This is a genomic window from Nostoc sp. DSM 114161, from assembly GCF_052692665.1.
In genome coordinates this window covers 3,453,970-3,470,102 of sequence record NZ_CP195141.1, presented here as the reverse complement: position 1 = coordinate 3,470,102, position 16,133 = coordinate 3,453,970, and the positions used below count along the sequence as shown (strand labels likewise).

Here is a 16,133-nt window from a genome sequence, read left to right as displayed (position 1 = left end):
TAAAAAAATTATAAAAACATTGATTAGCTAATATTTATTATTTACTTTTAACCAGCTTAATTTTTAGTATATTAAAATTCTATGGCAAAAGATAGATTTCATAATATTGTCAGAAATGCTTTAGAAAAAGACGGCTGGAAAATTACTGCCGATCCTTATGAAATCAATGTCGATGATGTAGATTTTGAGATTGATTTGGCAGCAGAGCAACTTTTAGGAGCAGAGCGAGAAGGACAAAAAATAGCAGTAGAAATTAAAAGCTTTATCAGTCCATCGAATGTTTCAGAATTTCATACAGCCTTGGGACAGTTTTTAAACTATCGAGATGCATTAGAAAAAATTGAACCAGAGCGTCAACTTTATTTAGCTGTTCGGTTACCGATTTTTCAAACTTTTTTTCAACGTAAATTTATTACATCGGCAATTGCTAAATATCAATTACGATTGATGATTTATGACGTACAAGAGGAGGTTATTAGTCAATGGCTATAGAAAAATATCGGCAATATATTCGACATCTTCTCTCCGAACGGCAAAAGCGAGCCTCAATGTCACGAAATGCCGAAGAGTATGAGGTGCAAACAATTTTTGACGAACAGCAAGACCACTATCAATTACTTTATGTTGGCTGGCGTGGAAATAAACGCGATTTTGGGTGTATCTTACATCTTGATATTAAAGATGGCAAAATATGGATTCAACACGATGGTACAGAAGAAGGAATTGCCAATCGATTGGTTGAAATGGGAGTACCCAAACAAGACATTATTTTAGCGTTTCACGAACCCTACATACGTCAGTTTACTGGATTTGGAACTTAAGAAATATTGTAGAATTCAAAAATATATTATCTAAAGATTGATGGTATGCTAGCTAATAATTTTTAATTCAAAAAATAATTCCAAAAATTTTAAGGCTAGTTTGACAGCTTGTCATTTGACTATAGCAGCATCTCAACTGACAATTATGGAGGATATTTCATCGAATCAACTGTTATTGCAGAGGGAACGCGAAATGAAAAAAATTATTAAAGTCATGCTGCTAGGCATAGCAATCTTCACCTTTGCCTTCAGTAGTCCAGCTTTTGCCGCAGATACTGTTAGTGGAGCCAAAGTATTTAGTGCTAATTGTGCTTCTTGTCATGCAGGCGGTAAAAATTTAGTTAAAGCTGAAAAGAGCCTGAAGAAGGACGCTTTGGAAAAGTATGGTTTGTACTCACAAGAAGCGATTATTGCTCAAGTTACAAACGGTAAAAATGCTATGCCTGCTTTTGGCGGACGTTTAAAAGCTGAAAAAATTGAAGATGTTGCTGCTTATGTGCTTTCACAAGCAGATAAAGACTGGAAGTAGAAGCGATCTCATCAGAATTCAGAAGTAAAATAGTCTTTATACCTGGCTTGGAATCTGAGATTTTGTAGTTAATTTAATTGCAAACTACTCTAACTTCAAGAATTATCAATTAGCGAGTCTTATTGCCTCGCTAATTTTATTGCTGCTGAAATTTTCATATCATCTATCCTAGTAGGAGCATACAGATGTACGCACCTATTCAAGAGCATGTTTGAAAAGTCCTCTTGTAGGTAGCAGAACGTTCTAGATCTCCCTAAATCCCTCTTAAAAAGAGGGACTTTGATTCTTGTTCCCCCCTTTTTAAGTGGGGTTAGGGGGGATCGATAAGTGCCAAAAATCACACCCAACCACTTTTCAAACAACCTCTAAATATCTGTCGTACTTTTATTTGAGATGAATATCAGTATTACTGACTATGCTGTGATATTTATACGCAGATTTTAACTTAGATTGAGATTTAATTAAGTAAAATCTCTGGTATAGCAGTTTAAGCATAGTTTAGGACATAAACTAATCGAATAAACCCTGACATTAACAGATTTTCCAGATTGTTGCCTGTTATAGGTAAATAATTGAGTTTTCGAGCAAATTCATAACTATATCTACGAAAACTGATATTAAGAATACGTACAGGGGAATACTAAGGCTAAATCACAATATTATAAATAGCACTGCAATGATTGTATTATCCAATGATATACTTCCGCTTTCTGGATATCGCATCACAGAGCAAATTTATTCAGGTAGTAAAACCTTAGTTTATCGAGCTATCAGAAAACAAGACCAAAAGCCAGTGGTCATCAAACTGATGCGGAATGAGTATCCTACGATCCATGAAATTGCCCAATTCCGCAATCAATATACAATCACTAAAAACCTCAATTTGAAGGGGATAGTTAAGCCTCTGAGCTTAGAGAATTACCGTAATTCTTATGCCCTAGTGATGGAAGACTTTAGCGGCATATCCCTCAAAGATTGGGCAAAGAGGAAAGAAAAAAATATTGTCAGTTTAGGAGAGTTTTTTCAGATTGCCATACAGATAGTATCTATTCTAGAGGAATTACATCGCGATGCCTGCGGCGGGCAAAGCCTACGCATTATTCACAAAGACATCAAACCCGCGAATATTCTGATTAATCCTAGTACTCTCGAAGTCAAACTTATTGACTTCAGCATCGCTACCCTACTACCAAGAGAAATTCAATTTCTTACTAATCCTAACGTCTTAGAAGGAACATTAGCTTATATTTCCCCCGAACAAACTGGAAGAATGAATCGTGGTATTGATTACCGTAGCGATTTCTATTCTTTAGGAGTCACATTTTTTGAACTTCTTAGCGGACAATTACCATTCACTAGTAACGATCCAATGGAGTTAGTCCATTCTCATATTGCTAAACAACCAGACAAATTGAAAATTAAAAATTCCAAATTCACAAATGAGGAGATTCCACAAGTAATTTGCGATATTGTAATTAAATTAATGTCCAAAAATGCCGAAGACCGCTATCAAAGCACCTACGGACTTAAGCATGATTTAGAGATGTGTTACAAGCACTGGGAAGAAATTGGCAATATTCCACTTTTTCAGTTAGGAGTTAAAGATATTTCCGACCGTTTTGTGATTCCTGAAAAACTCTATGGTCGTCAAGAAGAAGTAGCAAATCTTCTTGCAGCTTTTGACCGTGTGACACAGGGAAAAACAGAAATGGTTTTGGTCGCAGGCTTTTCTGGTATTGGCAAAACTGCCGTAATTAACGAAGTTCACAAACCGATTGCGCGACAACGTAGTTACTTTATTAAAGGTAAATTTGACCAGTTTCAGCGAGAAATTCCCTTATCGGCATTAGTACAAGCTTTTAGCGACTTAATCGGGCAAATTTTGATAGAAACTGAGGCTGAAATTCAAGGTTGGAAGGTGAAAATACTTGCAGCACTAGGCGAACAAGCTCAGATAATTACTGATGTGATTCCTGCACTAGAACAGATTATTGGCAAACAACCAAAATTTGCCGAACTCTCTGGTAATGCTGCCCAAAATCGCTTCAATTTATTATTTAAGAGATTCATTCAGGTATTCATTAGCAAAGAACATCCTTTGGTAATTTTTATGGATGATTTGCAATGGGCAGATACAACATCTTTGAAGTTTATTCAATTATTAATGAGCCAAAATAATGTAGAAACTAAAAAATCTATTTTATCTTCTATTGAAAGTCAAGAAAATCTATGGATTCCTAACTTTGATGGAGAAAAGTGGGAAGGCGATCGCACCCAAAATCTCGATAATAGTGAAAGTAGCTTATTATTGATTGGTGCATATCGTGATAATGAAGTTTCTCAGGCACATCCGCTTTATTTGACAATACAGGAAATTGAAAAAGCAGGAATATCTATTAATTATATTATCCTCAAACCTTTAACTCAAAGTAATTTAAATTATTTAATAGCTGATACTTTATTTTGCCAACAAGATGTAGCTGTTCCTCTCACCCAAATGGTCTTTGCGAAAACTAAAGGTAATCCCTTCTTTGGAATTCAATTTGTGAAGTCTTTACACAAAGATAATATTATTAAATTTAATTATAATGTTGGCTGTTGGGAATATAACCTTGCTGACTTACAAATATTAGCCCTCACAGATGATGTCGTCGAATTTATGGCGCTTCAAATAGATAAGCTACCCAGAAGAACACAAGATGTTTTAAAATTTGCAGCTTGTATTGGCAATGAATTTGATTTAAAAACTCTTGCCATAATCAACGAAAGATCTGCGGTAGATACAGCATCTGAAATATGGAAAGCTTTATATGAAGGGCTAGTTTTACCTCAAACTGAAGCTTATAAATTATTTCAAAATGCTAGCTTTTCAGTAGAATATTATGATAGTCAAAAACCGCAAAAATTACCGCTGAATAACTTTCTGTACCCTCGATACAAATTTATCCACGATCGAGTGCAGCAAGCTGCTTATTCTCTCATTCCTCAAGACCAAAAAAAGCAAATTCATTTGCGAATTGGGCAACTACTATTAAAAAATATCTCAGTTGCAGAACGAGAAGAAAAGATTTTTCAGTTAGTAAATCAGTTTAATATTGCAGTTGAAATTATCACAGATAGAACTCAACGCGATGAACTAGCTCAGATGAACTTAGTTGCTGGACGTAAAGCCATAGCCTCCACTGCTTATCTTGCTGCAACTAAGTATTTAAGTACTGGTATAGAACTACTAGCGAATGATACTTGGCAGACAAAATATGAGCTAAGTATTGCTTTGTATGAAACAGCCGCGGAGGCTGCATACCTTAGCGGTAACTTTGAAAAAATGGAGGAATTAATAGAGGTAGTATTAGCACAAGCAAAAACACTACTGGAAAAAGTAAAGGTTTATGAAATAAAAATTCAAGCTGATGGAGCGCAAAACAAAGCATTAGCATCTGTTAATACTTCCCTAAGCTTTTTGAAATTATTGGGAGTGGAATTTCCGGATTCCCCAAACCAGCTTGATGTGCAATTAGCGATGGAAGAAATAACATCTAATCTAGCTGGAAAGCAAATTCAGGAATTAATTAATCTCCCAGAGATGAAGCAGCCTGAAATATTAGCAGCTATGCGTATTTTGTCTAGTACTGCTCCGGTTGCTTATCAAGTTGCTGCTGAGTTGTTCTTACTTATTTGTCTCAAGCAAATAAATTTATCAATAAAATATGGTAACTCTTCCTTGTCTGCTTATGCTTATGTTGTTTATGGAGTAGTACTTTGTGGAGTCCTAAAAGATTTTGAATCTGGTTATCAATTTGGCAGGCTAGCTTTAAATTTATTGGCTAAATCTGGTGCTAAAGAGATAAAAGCTAGAGTTATGCAAGGATTTTATTCTCTAATTGAGATTTGGCGTAAACATGTTAAAGAAACATTAAAACCTTTATTAGAATCCTACTCTGCCGGATTAGAAACTGGTGATTTAGAGTTTGCAGCTTATTGTTTAATGTATTATTCTAGCTTTTCATATTTGACTGGCAAAGAATTGACATAATTAGATCGAGAAATGGAGAATTACAATAATGCCATTAGTCAAATAAAACAAGAAAGGCCTTTTAATTGGAGTAATATCTATAGACAAATTGTTTTAAATTTGCTTCAAAATTCAGAAAATTCATATTGTTTAATTGGTGCAGCTTATGACGAAAACAAAATGCTGTCTATTCATCTGGAAGCTCAAGATGGAGTAGGTCTTTTATATTTATATTTAGGTAAGTTACATCTGTGCTATTTATTTCAAGAATATTTTCAAGCAGTAGAAAATGCAATTTTGGCAGAAAAATATTTAGATGGCGGAATAGGGCAATTAGTTGTGCCTGTTTTTTATTTTTATGATTCACTAGCGAGATTAGCTGTATATCCTAATATTTCGGAAATTGAACAACAACAAAACCTCGAAAAGGTAGCCGCTAATCAAGAAAAGATGAATCAATGGGCCCAGTATGCCCCAATGAACTATTTACATAAGTTTTATTTAGTAGAGGCAGAACGACATCGAGTTATTGGTGAATATCTGGATGCAATGGATGATTACGAGCGAGCTATTGCCTATGCTAAAGAATATGAATATCTCAATGAAGAAGCTCTGGCTCAAGAACTTGCAGCTAAGTTTTATTTAGGAATAAATAAACAAAAGATTGCCCAAGCTTATCTGACTGATGCCTACTATAACTATATGAAGTGGGGAGCATTAGCTAAAGTTGAAGATTTGCAAAAACGCTATTCTCAATTACTCGCTCAAATTATCCAGCAAGAAAAACTTAATATCCAAATCAACGATCGCAGTACTGCTTCTATACGCATATCGCATTCAATTGCTACTAATAATGAAACCGTTTTTAGTACTAGTATTTCAGATATGCTAGATTTGGCATCTGTAATTAAAGCTTCTCAAGCAATCTCCGGAAAAATCGAGATGGAACAACTGCTTTCTGCATTAATAGCAGTTGTAATCGAAAATGCAGGAGCTTCTAAGTGCGCGATGATTTTGAGTGAAAGCGATCGCTCCAACTTAACTGTTGCAGCAGTCGGTTTAAGTTCAACGTCTGGGAATATTTCCACACAGTTTCCATCAATTGATTTAGATTTAAGTTCAGACGTTCCTATTACTTTAATTAATTACGTCAAACGTACAAAGCAAATCTTTGTTAGCGATAATGCAAAGACTATTAACTTTTTAGTAAACGATCCATACATTGTTCAAGAGCAACCCAAGAGTCTCTTGTGTATCCCGATTATTAATCAAGGTAATTTGCTGGGTATTCTTTACCTAGAAAACAATTTAACAATGGCCGCATTTACGTGCGATCGCATCGGAATTATTAATCTCCTCAGCACCCAAGCCGCAATTTCTTTAGAGAATGCGCTCCTCTATAAAAACTTAGAAATATATAGCCAAACTCTAGAGGAAAAAGTTAATGAAAGAACCCACGAATTAAACGAGAAAAATCAATGCTTGGAAAAAGCTATCGAAGAATTACACAGTACCCAAACTCAATTGATTCAAAGCGAAAAAATGTCTTCTTTAGGACAAATGGTAGCGGGTATCGCACATGAAATTAATAACCCTATTAACTTTATTCATGGAAATATCACTCATATAAATGAGTATATCCATAACTTGCTAGATTTAATTAACACTTATCAGCAGGAATGTCCAAATGTTTCTAGTTTAGTTAAGGAAAAAACTGAAAGGTTTGACCTCGATTTTCTAGTAGATGATTTACCCAAAATTCTTGATTCTATGAAGCTGGGAAGTTCGCGTATCCGAAATATTATTTTGGGATTACGCAATTTCTCCCGCTTAGATGAATCGGAAATGAAGCCTGTAAATATTCATCAAGGTATTGATAGCACTTTGATGCTTTTACAACACCGACTCAAAGAAAGGAGTGGGCGCTGTGAAATTCAAGTCATCAAAGAATACGGAAATCTACCAGAAGTTACCTGTTATGCAGGTCAACTTAACCAGGTGTTTATGAATATTTTAAATAATGCGATCGATGTTTTGGAAGAGTCATTCGCCATTGGTCATCTGTCATTGGTAGACCAACAGAGAAGTCATACAGAAAGTTTACAGCGATTGCAATTTCACGGACAAATTCGCATCGTTACTGAACTCACAAATTCCAATACGGTGATGATTCGGATTTCTGATAATGGTTGTGGGATGACTTCTCAAGTGCAACAAAAAATCTTTGACCCATTTTTTACCACTAAATCTATAGGAAATGGTATCGGCTTGGGGTTGTCGATTAGCTATCAAATTGTTGTGGACAAACACAAAGGTAAGTTAACTTGTTGTTCTGTTCCAGAAGAAGGAACTGATTTCATCATTGAGATACCGATACGGCAATAAATGGGGATTGGGCATGGGGCATTGGGCATTGGGCATTGCTTATTCTCCTCTATCCCTTTCCTTCATTTACCTCATCTTCCCAGCCCCCAATCCCCAATCCCTTTTATGATTGTGCGATCGCAGAGAGTTTTTTCGGAACATTTTGTTCATCAGTAAACTGCTCATTTTTCCTTTGCCAATTAATCGCTTGCTTCAACACTTTTGTGCTGATACTGGGGTGGAAAAATGCAGTAGGTGGCTTTAACATGTGTATTACTTCTAAAAATGTCTTGTGAATTTCGGCATTTTCAGTTTGTAGTAATAACACTCGATCGAGATAAAGTTGCATGAGTCGGCTGATGAAGTCGGTTTGTCCTCCTTCAGTGGTATGCCAGCGTAAATCTTCGCCTGTTGTCATTAGCCAAGGTACGGCAATTATTTTGCTTAATTGTTTTTGAAAGTGTCGAGATAAACCGATTAAATTACCGTCGGGATGGTTAGATAATTGCTGATTTAAACATCGATCTAAAGTCAATGCATCTAAAGCAGCAACCGTCATACCTTGTCCGTAGACTGGATTAAAAGCACAGACAGCATCACCCACCAACACAAAGCCTTCTGGCAATCTTTTAAGTTTTTCATAATGACGCAGGCGATTTTCTGTCCGCCGGTATCCATAGATGGATGAAAGTGGTTGGGCCTCTTTGATAGCCTCATAGATAGCTGGCGATCGCAAGCTACGAGCAAACTCTAAAAAGCCATCTTTATCCGTAGGTGGATAATCTTTACCTACACCTATAAGTGTGAGAATCCAACGATTACCCTCAACTTTATAAATTACGCCACCGCGATTGTGATTTGGTGGTTGTACTGTTACGTACAAACATTGCCAATCATATTGCAAATTTTTTGGAGGCTCATACCAACAGCTGGCATAGCCCAAAAAAGAGTTGATTACTGTCTCTTGAGGCGGTGTATAACCCATTGTTTCCAACCATTGAGGCGCCGGTGAATTGCGTCCACTCGCATCCACAACCAAATCAGCAGTTAAATCTGTTTCTGGTTGGTTGCGAAAACGCACTCGTACACCTGTAACACCAGTCCGATCTGAACTAGACAATAAAGAAACTACCTGTCCTTCTTGCATAAACACAAGATTGTCTTGAGCAGCTAATCGCTGGCGGATAGTTTGTTCTAGAAGATTGCGACTGCAAGTGTGGGTAATTAAACCAGAATTAAAACGGGGTGCCCAACCTGCAAAACCCAGCCAGGGCAAGTCATTTCCCCAATCTATGGCGGATGCACCTAAGTCAGCTAATTGAGCCTCTATACCAGGAAAAAGTTCTTCCAACGCCTGCAAACCACGCTTGAGCAGAGTATGGACATGAGGAGATTGGGGTACACCGTGGCGATGTTCTGCTTCTTGTCTGAAGTTATCCCGTTCGATAACAGTTACTCGCTCAAAATACTTAGTCAGTACTTTTGCAGCTAGCAGTCCTGCGATACTTCCCCCAATAACAACAGCATGTCGAGGACGGCGAACAGATGATTGTAAAGATAAAGTCAATACTTCTAAATTAGTCATGCTTCTTACCTTTTGAGAAAAGTTTGCTCGTGAATTCTGTCGTATGAGTTAAAGAACAACGATCGCACTACCCAGAACAAGACAGTACCAGTAAGTAAAGAACATGTAAGTCTGATGATCTTCTTGTGGAGAGCGATTAAATACAATCCGGGCTGCAATGAACCAGCTAAATACTGCCAGTACAACATCGCACAATAAAGTACTTGCAGTACTTTGCGTGGGCATCATCAATATGAAATGGATGATAAATGGTAGTAATCCAAAGCCCAGACTCAGTAGAAATCGGCTTGCTTTTTCTCCAAAAGCGATGGGAAATGTGCTTCGGTTAACAGCCAAATCGCCCTCTATATCTCGAAGATCCTGAACCGCGACTAATGTACTCCAGATGGCACCGATGAGAAATAGCCAGCGCCAGGCAATCGGTGTAATTGGCGCCATTAATTGCCAGACTGCCGCCAAGTGCGCGAATGTACCTAATCCAATTAAGAAGTTTTTGGTAATCCAGTGCTTATCCCAACCGCCAAAATTATGCAGAATCACAACCATCTGGCAGATTAAAGCCCATTCTAGAACCCCAAAGTACCAGCCTACAAATGTAAATAAGGCCATACTCAAAAACCATCTCACTAAAGCTCCATGAACGGAGATTTTTCCTGTTACTAGTGGGCGATTTGGCTTATTGATTCGATCCTCTTCTACACCGGCTATTTGGTTAGATAAACAAAAAGAGAAAAGGTACAACCAAACAAATAATGTGCCACATGGCAATGCAAAAAGAAATTCACTAAAAGATGATTGTACATAATGCCACGCAGCTACTATAAATAGTATTGGCGGTACGATCGTACTCGAAATATCACGCCCGGTAAATTGCCAAAGTAAATGCAACTCTCGAAGCAGACTTTTGGATAAATTTATTGCTGCAAAATTTGAAGATACAACTCTAGTTTGTGCATCCATTGTTTTTTCTATCCTTAAGTAATTTTCAAATCCAATTAGTAGTACAGCTATCTATTTAGGTTACGAACAATAGATTTTAAAAAAATCTCGCGCATCAGACTCAGCGCCAGGTTTAACAAGTCGCTTGGGCAGATTCCTCGACTTGTACCAAACTAGCGTTGCATCAAAACTTTCCTAGACAGGTATGCCTAGACAAGAGATCGCAAAAAATCTTTAGTGTTCGCAATTAATTTAGGATTGCTGTAGTAATAAATAGCGAGCAGTATCATCAAAAGAGCTTTTTACTAAAAGCTACCGAGCAAGAAACTACTATTTCTATATGACTACTAAATTAAATTTCTTAATCTGTCTTCCAAAATGAGATCGTTTCTACTAAATCAGATATCCAAACCCTCGAAAATGGAAGCTTTTAACTAAAATTCTGATATCCAAATATGTAGATGTAAAATTTCAACTACTATATCTACATATTTATTTTAGTTTTTAAATTATTCTGCTAAAAGCAGCATTAAAAAGCATATTTAAGGTATAATATGTTTTGGTAAACTGGAATATTTAGATACCCTAAATTGGTTTTTATTGTAGATTTATATGAATAATTAGTTTTTTACCATTTTATTAAAATCTCAAATGATTTAAGAATTTTTTTATGAGAAAAATATCCCTTGGCTACTATAGTAGTCAAGTATAATAGTTGTTTTTTAGTGGTGTTCGGTTGAACTTTTTAACTTATGAATGATTATTTAACTTTTTTTTTATAATCGTAACCGTATTCTTAAGCAATTTTAATTAACTGACAGATATTTTTACTACAATGTGTACTTTGTAATACTTAGTTAGGCTTTAAGCACTTAGACCAATATTTAAAATTAGCAAAATATATTATAAAAAGCTCTAACTTTTATAAGAGCTTACTTAACAGCTTAGCCCCGGATTTTAATTCAAAATTTGTTTTAAAAAGTTTTGTACTCCACAAAGCTTAGCTGTTGACTATCTGCATAATTAAAAATGGAAAATCCTACAGATAAATCCTCTTTTTTGAATAATCCATTTGAGCATTTTTTCTATATAAAATAAATATTGCTCTGTTAATAATTTTTTTCAGTCATAGCCTAAAAGCTCGACTTACCTATTCTATAGATTAATTTCTTATTTTCATTAAACTGTTTTTTCTGTGGTTGTCAAAAATATTACCTTTGATTTTTCTTAACTTAAATGCATATAGTCTGTAGTTATTTTTAAAATTAAATAAAAATTATTTGTCAATAAAATTACTTTTATCTACTTAGCCAGCCTAAATATTTTGCTTAATTGATAGATATATAAGCAAGTTTTTATGTATCGATATTTTAATAATATTTGATAAAAAACAAATTTCTCAATTTATATACGGGCAGTATAAGTAATTTTACTTATAAGTCATGATTTCTTGATATAAACAACTTTATAAAAAGATGTATCCTATTTGAATAAAAAGCTAAAAACCTGGCAATAGATATAATCTTCTATCAAAAGAAAGATATTAATATATACATAAAATTAAAGTATAAAATAAATACAGTATAAAATTATATTTATGTTTATAGATTGACAAAAGCTATAAAATATGGTTATAAATGCGTAACTAGACTGATTGTGTGTATTTAAGTCTGAAATATCAGTAAAGATATATCTATTTGTTACTTGAGCTATTACTTAATTTCTGATATAAATTCCTAAAAATGCTTTGCAAAAGGATTATAGACAATAGCGCTTATGTATCTAAAATAATATAGAGTTCAGTATGAGGAGCGATCGCTGATTTAAGAACTTCCGAATTAAAAACACATACAACTACTTCTTTTGGAGTAGGAGCTTTTGAAGTTGCTGCAAAATCTGAGGTGCTGTAGATCTAATTGCTGCAAATATGACACTGTGTCTTTTGACATAGTTGTTATGCAACCGCAAGAATACGCGTGGTGACTGTTTTAACTTGGTGTGAGAGAACGTGAAAAAGTATTTTTCCTTGCTAACAGTAGGTTTACCGACTTTACTGATAGCATTTCCTGGTTTAGCTGCTGATACTGAAATTGAGCAGAGAAATACGAATAAATCAACCGAAGCTATTTCAAATATTCCGAGTTTGAGTGAAATCGACTTACCGGCGACTAATGCTGAATTATTAACTCAAGAATCTACACCGAGTGAAATCGAGTCAGAAACTCAGCCGGAAACAGAGTCAGAACCTAGCGATGATGAAGACATTAATATAGAAGCGATCGCAGAACCAGATAGCCTGCCTCAGTCTACACCAACTTACGTAATTGAGAAAGAAGAGATTCAAAAGCAAGGTGCAAGCAGTTTAGCTGATGTTCTCAAAAGAATGCCTGGTTTTGCTATCAATGATGTTGGCCCTGGCGCAGATATTCACACAGGAACATATTACCGGGGAGCTTCAATTAACCAATCTGTATATCTGATTAATGGCAGACCAATTAATAATAATGTCAACACCTATCACGGTGCAACTGATTTAAATAGCATTCCTGTAGAAGCGATCGAGCGAGTAGAATTATATAGCGGCACAGCATCAACTTTGTATGGTTCCTCAACCTTTGGGGGAGTTGTTAATATCATCACCAAAGAAGGTTATGGACAGCCGAGATTTTCTGGTACTACAGAATTTGGCTCATTGAGTTTAAATAATCAACAAGTAACCTATGGTGGTTCGGTTGGTTCTGTAAAATACAACTTTAGCTTTGAAAGATTCTTTTCAGATAACCGTTATCGCGTACCTGTAGGTGCAGCAAATCGCGATAGTCAAGGGTTTTTATCGAATGCAGACACAGCTACAAGTACTTACTTTGGTAGCATTGGTCTAGATTTAGATCGAAGAAATTCTTTGAACTTAGATATTACTAAACTCAGCAGTCGTCGCGGCTTAATTTATTTTGGTTTTCCTCTCCAGCAAGATAGGTTAGACCACGACGGTTTAAATGTTGGCTTATCTTGGAAAAGTCGGCTTGGTAATGGAGAAAACTCTAATCTGACAACAACAATTGGTTATAACCAAGATTATTTCAGCACCTATGGGCCTACAGGAATATTTTCCCGTACAGGAGTTTTAGATACACAACAACTCTCAGCTAGAGTAGATCATGAATGGAGGATTACTGCTAATAATAAATTGCGTTGGGGTTTAGATTTGAAAAACACCGACTTAAACGGTGATGTTTTGAGTACAAATCCTAGTAGGATTGGCACTAACGAAACTGAAAATAGGAGTTTATTCAATACAGCTTTATTTGCTGTGAATACTTTGAATATTGGCGAAAGTTTTCTGGTAGATTTGGGACTAAGACAAAGCTTTGATAGCGAGTTTGGAAGTTATTTAAATCCTAGTGCCGGTTTACGTTATGCAGTTACACCAATAGTAGCAGTGCGTGGAAGTTGGGCCGGGGGACAGCGCAATCCTGGGTTAGATCAGTTATATGTTTATGATACGGTTCATGGTTGGGAACCTAACCCAGATCTAGAGCCAGAAATCGGTTCCACTTGGAGTGCAGGAGTGGATGTCAAATTTTCTGACAATTTGATTGGACAATTTACTTACTTTGGTAGTAGTATACGCGATCGCCTGGGAATCATAGCAGGAAGATGGGCAAACATTGGATTAGTAGATACCAATGGTTTAGAAGCCGCATTGCAATTAAAAATTGCTGCTGGCTGGTCAACTTTTCTCAACTATACTTATACAGATGCCCAAATCAAAACAGGAGCAGAAAGAGGTTTGCAGTTGGGTTTAATTCCTTACTCTGTACTCCAAACTGGTGTAGGTTATCAAAATGCAGGATGGCAAGCTAACTTATATGTTACTTACAACAGTGGCGCTCGCAGATCTATCTTTACGAACCCTGGTGATAGGATTACAGATTTTGCACCATCTTTTGTGAATTTAGATTTTACCGGTCGTATACCTTTAACTAGCAATTTAGGACTGACAGTTTATCTCGAAAATTTGTTAGGCGAACAATACGAGCGAGTTAATCGCATATATAGCCCTGGTTTTACTTTTCGTATAGGTTTAAGCTCAAGTTTGTAGGTAAGTAGTTCAGCAAGATAAATATTCAAGTTAGGCAATAAGCAAGAGCTATTGCCTATTTTTATTTTGTAAATAATTATGCTGGTTTAGCGATTATTTATAATCATGACTTACGCAAAAATAGCCAAAAAGCTTAATTTATCGAACCGCCAAGACGCCTTTCCTGCGGAACGCTTCGCGAACGCGTTCGCGTAGCGTCTCGTAGAGAAGCGTCTCGTAGAGAAGAACGCCAATATTTCGTAGAGTTTGCGTAAGTCCTAATAATTAAAAATACGATCGGAACATTTTAGGCACTATTTTATATAAGGTGCGTTAGGCTAAAGCTATAACCTACCTTAATTAACATTTAGTTTTAATCCAAAATCTAAAATCTAAAATCTAAAATTTCAATGAGAGCGAAAATTGAAAATAAAATACTTTTTATCCACCATGAAGATTTGCCAGAGTTCAAAAAGGGCGGTTCAGTCGTGAGAAATTCATATTTCTGGGCACTACGTTCAATTGCTGGCCAAGCTTCGCGGTATCGTGATTGGGAATACGAACCGGAGGTTTGGCTGGCGCTTTCGCGGATGCTGCTATCGTTCGCTGAATCTGGGTATTTGGGTTATAGAGAAACTATGTTAGAGTTTCCGTTGTCCCAAGGGGAAATTCCCGATGTGTTGCGACATGTATCCACTTGGGAGTAGCAGGGATTTGAGATTTTGGATTAAAAACTGACTAGTTAATCTTAATTAAGCGTTTGTTGTAGGATTATCAAGCTATAAGTCTAATTTAAGATGTTTTACAGACCCCAAATCAAGTTTCTGACTTGAAAAGCTGCTTTTGCGACTCGTAATGCTAATTGGATAAATACAGCAGATTGCAAACGAGTGAGGTACAGATCATCGTAGGGGCTTTACAGCTGTCATCAGTGTCAACTTAAGCCCAAAGCTTTGTTCCACAGCCGTTTACCCCACCCCTCAATCCCCTCCCCTTAGCAAGGGAGGGGAGGTTTTGCGTCAGCAAAGCCGGGGTGGGGTAAGTCCGGACTAATTGGTAATTGAGTTAAGTTTGATATAACGTCATTACAATGTTTTGACGTTAAGTTGACACCAATGTACAGCTGTAAAGCCCCTACCCATGTGCTTCATTTACCTGAAAGACGCTGTATTTTTTTGTCTGAATGCGGGCACTTAGATGAGCTTCATTCCGTCAGCATTAGCCATGATGGACAAACCTTAGTTAACAGCAGTGCTGGAATAAGCGAGTTCTGAGAAAACTATTAAAATGCGGCAGTTAGTGTAGGAAAACAACGTGAAAATAGGGTTTATTGCTAAAACATTAATTACATCCATAGGATTTTTCACTTTATTTGCTCCCAGTCAAGCATCGGCTCAACTGATACCGCAACCTTGGGTTTCAGTGGGTGGTAAAGATGGCGATCTAACTTATGCTGTAGGAGCTAGGGCTTTGAATTTTGGAGTTGAACTAGGAACAGGCCCTGATGGTGCTACAGGAGTAGATGTTTTGAAATTTATCAGTTTGCCTGTAGTTTCACCTTATGTAGGAGTTGGGCTTTATTCAGAAGATAAAGGTGTTGCGGTTTCAGGTGGCGTTCAGGTAAGCGCTACTGATAACGTTTTTGTAGGTGCTGGTTACAATTCTATTCGCGGTTTTAATGGGCAAGTGGGAATCAGATTTTAACGGCGTCTTGAGTTAGGCAATGGGCAATGGGCAATAGGGGATTTGCAAATTAAAAAATATCGAAATTATTATTGTCAATCGATATTTTGTGTGCTTAG

Annotated in this window: 8 protein-coding genes and 1 pseudogene; 7 read left to right on the top strand and 2 right to left on the bottom strand. The window is 36.4% G+C overall.

What is annotated here, in order from left to right; all coding sequences use genetic code 11:
• Nucleotides 1–81 precede the first annotated feature (81 nt).
• The 4 genes and pseudogenes from NSTC745_RS15205 to NSTC745_RS15190 all read left to right on the top strand — a co-directional run bounded on the left by NSTC745_RS15205 (nt 82) and on the right by NSTC745_RS15190 (nt 7,747).
• Nucleotides 82–492 carry a XisH family protein gene (locus NSTC745_RS15205; protein WP_445637878.1) on the top strand — a complete coding sequence of 137 codons (411 nt, stop codon included), beginning with the start codon at nt 82–84 and terminating at the stop codon, nt 490–492.
• Between the two features lie 56 nt (nt 493–548).
• A complete protein-coding gene (locus tag NSTC745_RS15200) occupies nt 549–821 on the top strand; it encodes a XisI protein (protein ID WP_445638610.1) in 273 nt (90 codons plus the stop codon).
• Nucleotides 822–1,014: 193 nt separating this feature from the next.
• Nucleotides 1,015–1,350: a cytochrome c6 PetJ gene (petJ, locus tag NSTC745_RS15195; RefSeq protein WP_096542438.1), complete on the top strand. Its 336-nt coding sequence runs from the start codon at nt 1,015–1,017 to the stop codon at nt 1,348–1,350.
• Between the two features lie 676 nt (nt 1,351–2,026).
• Nucleotides 2,027–7,747, top strand: a pseudogene (locus tag NSTC745_RS15190) (trifunctional serine/threonine-protein kinase/ATP-binding protein/sensor histidine kinase).
• 103 nt (nt 7,748–7,850) lie between these two features.
• Here the strand turns inward: NSTC745_RS15190 and NSTC745_RS15185 are convergent.
• Nucleotides 7,851–9,311, bottom strand: a complete 1,461-nt coding sequence (locus NSTC745_RS15185) for an FAD-dependent oxidoreductase (protein ID WP_445637877.1) — start codon at nt 9,309–9,311, stop codon at nt 7,851–7,853.
• A 48-nt stretch (nt 9,312–9,359) separates the two neighbouring features.
• Entirely contained in the window at nt 9,360–10,271 is a 912-nt protein-coding gene (locus NSTC745_RS15180; protein WP_445637876.1) for a UbiA family prenyltransferase, read from the bottom strand.
• A gap of 1,987 nt (nt 10,272–12,258) precedes the next feature.
• Between NSTC745_RS15180 and NSTC745_RS15175 the strand changes: the two genes are divergently transcribed.
• The 3 genes from NSTC745_RS15175 (at nt 12,259) to NSTC745_RS15165 (ending at nt 16,035) form a co-directional block, all read left to right on the top strand.
• On the top strand, nt 12,259–14,352 hold the full coding sequence (locus tag NSTC745_RS15175) for a TonB-dependent receptor plug domain-containing protein (RefSeq protein ID WP_445637875.1): 2,094 nt from the start codon (nt 12,259–12,261) through the stop codon (nt 14,350–14,352).
• Nucleotides 14,353–14,741: 389 nt separating this feature from the next.
• Nucleotides 14,742–15,038 (top strand): hypothetical protein, encoded by a 297-nt coding sequence (locus NSTC745_RS15170; RefSeq protein ID WP_445637874.1) that lies wholly within the window; start codon nt 14,742–14,744, stop codon nt 15,036–15,038.
• A 607-nt stretch (nt 15,039–15,645) separates the two neighbouring features.
• Nucleotides 15,646–16,035 carry a hypothetical protein gene (locus NSTC745_RS15165; RefSeq protein WP_445637873.1) on the top strand — a complete coding sequence of 130 codons (390 nt, stop codon included), beginning with the start codon at nt 15,646–15,648 and terminating at the stop codon, nt 16,033–16,035.
• Nucleotides 16,036–16,133: the final 98 nt, after the last annotated feature.